The following is a 2,614-nucleotide window of genomic DNA, read 5'->3' on the forward strand; positions in this document are numbered from 1 at the left end:
AACCAGGCGGGCGTTCGAGATCGCCACTCGGTGGGTATAGCGGCTCAGGTAGGCCAGCACCGCCTCGGGGCCACCGAAGGGCGGTTTGGCGTAGACCACCCATTCGGATTTGCGGAACGGGGCGAGCCAGGCCGCGAAAGCACCGGCCTCAGCCAGCTCTTCAAGATCGCCGAAGAAGGCGAGTTTGCCCGCGCGGTGCAGGTCCATCAGCCCTTCCAGAAACAGGCGCCGGAACAGCCGGGACAACACCCGCACATGCAGGAAGAAGCCGGGGCGGCAGGCGATCCAGCGGCTCCCGCCCGGCGACAGGCCGCCACCGGGAACGATCATGTGGACATGCGGGTGGTGTGTCAGCGCCGAACCCCAGGTATGCAGGACGCTGGTCATGCCGACCCGCGCGCCCATGCGCCTGGGATCGGCGGCGATGGTCATCACCGTTTGCGCCGAAGATTTGAACAGTAGCCCATAGACGGCCCGCTTGTTCAAATAGGCGATCCGGGCAATCTCTGCTGGCAGCGTGAAGACGACATGGAAATACTCGACCGGCAACAGATCCTCGGCGCGCGCCTCCATCCAGTCGCGTGCCGCTGGCCCCTGACACTTCGGGCAGTGTCGGTTCTTGCAGGAATTGTAGGCGATGTGGTGGTGGCCGCATTTGGTGCAGCCCGCCACATGCCCGCCGAGCGCTTCGGTTCGACAGGCCTCGATCGCTGACATTACCTTGAGCTGGGACAGGCTGACATGCCCTGCATTGGCCCGCCGCCATGCAGGGCCATGAGCGCGAAAGATGTCAGCGATCTCCAGCTTGGGCCGGGCCACGGCCCCCGAGCGTTATGCCAACCCTCGTCGGAGGGTCTCGTCTTGCAACAGCTTGATCTGCTCATACGGGCTGACCGTGCTGCGGATCGTCTTGGTGGCCACGTGGGCATAGCGCGCCGTCGTGGTCAGCTTGGCATGCCCGAGCAAAACCTGGATGACCCGGACATCCGTGTTCGCCTCCAGAAGATGCGTCGCAAAGCTGTGGCGGAGCGTGTGCAGCGTTGCAGCCTTCTTGATGCCGGCCATGTGCTTGGCCGAGGTGAACGCCCGGTTCAACTGTCGCGGCGACAGCGGATTGATCTTGGGTTTGCCCGGGAAAAGCCAGCCTTCAGGGCGGGACTCGCGCCAATACTCGCGCAACAACGCAAGCAGGTTGGGCGACAGCATTGCCTTGCGATCTCGCCCGCCCTTGCCGTCATCGACGTGGATCAACATCCGATCGCTGTCGATGTCGGTGACCTTGAGATGGCATACCTCGGACGCGCGCAGACCCGCGCCATAGCTGATGCCGAGGGCCGCGCGATACTTGAGCCCGGGGCCGGGAACGGCGGCCAACAGATCGGCGACCTCCTCGACACTGAGGACGATGGGTAATTTGCGGGGCTTGCGGTGAAACTGCATGAACCGCTTCATGTCTTCGCGTCCGCAGGTGGTGCCGAAAAAGAAGCGAAGCGAGATAATACGCACATTGAAGGTGCTGGCCGACACCCCGTCCTCGGTCATCTTGAGCTGATACGAGCGCAATTCCTCTGGCGTGGCCGTGTCAGGGGGCCGCCCGAGAAACGCCGCGAAATGCTTCACGTTGCGGATATGAGCTTTCTGGGTTTTCTCGGCCAGCCCCCGGATGTTCATATCCTCGATCATCCGCTGGCGCAGCGGTGTCACTCTCTCCTCTGTCATGGAAGCCTCCTGTCTATCGATTGAGAAGGCCCCAATCGTCAGGCAGGTCAGGAAGATCGCAAAATGCGCATCGTTACAGGCGGTTCACACCATCAGCCAAGAACGCCAATGCCGCGGAGCGGCTTAGTCCTCCCGCCCTTCTGGCGTAAACAGCAGGTTGGAGCAATGGGCCGCTGGCTGCGCTGAACAACGGCCAACTGCGCGCTTGTCAGGAGGCCACGCCCTTCTGCCGCACATAGGTTACGTAGAACCCCTTCACCATTCTGTGTTCCTGTAGTCGATCGCCGAGACTGAAGCCTTCGCGACGCATCGGAGCTTGGAAAATATCCAAACCGCGATCCAGTACGATCTTCCAGCCGGTATCGGTGACGATATCCCGTGCGTGTGCCGTTCCGGTTGTGTCAAAGGCCAATGTGAAATCGACACCTGAGCCAGTGCAGGCCTCAGTGATGCTTTCGAGTAGCTCACGTTGTTTCTGAATGTCACCGTCATTTGGGCCGGTCACGAGATGAATTGAGATCTGATCCTCAGGCGGCTTGCGCTGGATAATCATTTCCACAAATTCCATCATGGTTCGGATCTGGTAAGGCTTGCGTATGTAGGGGTCGTTCAAAACGATCCGGGCTGCTCCGTCCGTGTACGGGCCGAAGAGCTTCTCGAAACTGACGCCCTTCCGGTTTTCAGAATAGGTGAAATGGCCTTCCTCGAGCTTGGGCGGTGTCGCTTCGCTTGCAGATGAAGGCACCTGTGCATCCGCGTCGATTTCGATCACTGAACCGCGCCGGGTTTGCCGGAGGCTCCAACTCCTGAGTAGGATGGAGCATCATGAGCAAGACAACGAACAAGTATTCCCCCGAAGTGCGCGAGCGTGCCGTTCGCCTGGTTCTGGACAATC

The 2,614-nt window shown here is 60.8% G+C and carries 3 protein-coding genes; all 3 read right to left on the bottom strand.

From position 1 onward, the window contains the following. Positions 1-819, bottom strand: an 819-nt coding sequence (locus ACXYMN_RS19780) for an IS91 family transposase (protein ID WP_459015802.1), incomplete at its 3' end; no start/stop codon positions are given. A gap of 12 nt (positions 820-831) precedes the next feature. Next, the gene (locus ACXYMN_RS19785) at positions 832-1,719 is read right to left on the bottom strand and encodes a tyrosine-type recombinase/integrase (protein ID WP_459015803.1); all 888 of its coding nucleotides are present in this window, start codon (positions 1,717-1,719) and stop codon (positions 832-834) included. 208 nt (positions 1,720-1,927) lie between these two features. Then, positions 1,928-2,491 (bottom strand): MIT C-terminal domain-containing protein, encoded by a 564-nt coding sequence (locus ACXYMN_RS19790; protein WP_459015804.1) that lies wholly within the window; start codon positions 2,489-2,491, stop codon positions 1,928-1,930. Positions 2,492-2,614 lie beyond the last annotated feature (123 nt).

This window comes from Roseivivax sp. CAU 1753 (assembly GCF_054482575.1).

Bases quoted from the DNA above. Each gene is read 5' to 3' on its own strand.
- ACXYMN_RS19785 (WP_459015803.1), bottom strand. From the start codon at position 1,719: ATGACAGAGGAGAGAGTGACACCGCTGCGCCAGCGGATGATCGAGGAT.